Here is a 660-nt window from a genome sequence, read left to right on the forward strand (position 1 = left end):
CGGGAGGTGGGGCTCGTCGAGCGCACTCCGCGCCGCGTCCATCACCCTGGTCCGCATGTCGTCGTACGCCGCCAGGATCTCGTCCGGCGTGGCCAGTCCACCGCTCATCAGGCAACGGGCCGTGGCGAGCAGCGGATCCTGCTCGTAGTCGCCGACGATCTCGCCCTGGGTGCGGTAGGCGATCTCGGTGTCCGAGCCGGCATGGCCGAGGAAGCGGACGGTGTCGAGATGGAGGACAACGGGCCGCCGGGTCTCCCGCACGCGGGCGACGGCCGCCGCCGTGCGGTCGAGGAGCGTCGTGGGGTCCGCACCGTCGACGTGGACGTACGCGATGCCTGGAATGCCCTGCAGCATGGCGCCGGGCCAGCCGTCCGGGGACCGGGTGCTGACGCCGATCCGGTTGTCCTCGCAGACGAAGAGGATCGGGCACGGCACCTCTCGCTGGGTGAGGTACGACGCCGCGTTGATCGCACCCACCGCCGTCGAGTGGTTCGCGGACGCATCACCGAAGCTGCTGACGACGATCGCGTCTGTCGGCCAGGGCGTGCATCGGCCGACCGACCGCGCGAGGCCCAGCGCGTACGCCAGCCCCACCGCGCGCGGCAGGTGCGAGCTGATCGTGGAGGTCTGCGGAATGATGTGGAGGTCGGGATGACCCCA

General features: G+C 71.2%; 1 protein-coding gene. It reads right to left on the bottom strand.

The features are described from left to right. Positions 1-660, bottom strand: a 660-nt coding sequence (locus ACOADB_RS19145; protein ID WP_378602046.1) for a thiamine pyrophosphate-dependent enzyme, incomplete at both ends; no start/stop codon positions are given.

Source organism: Nocardioides sp. CPCC 206348, assembly GCF_048654705.1.
Lineage (GTDB): Bacteria > Actinomycetota > Actinomycetes > Propionibacteriales > Nocardioidaceae > Nocardioides.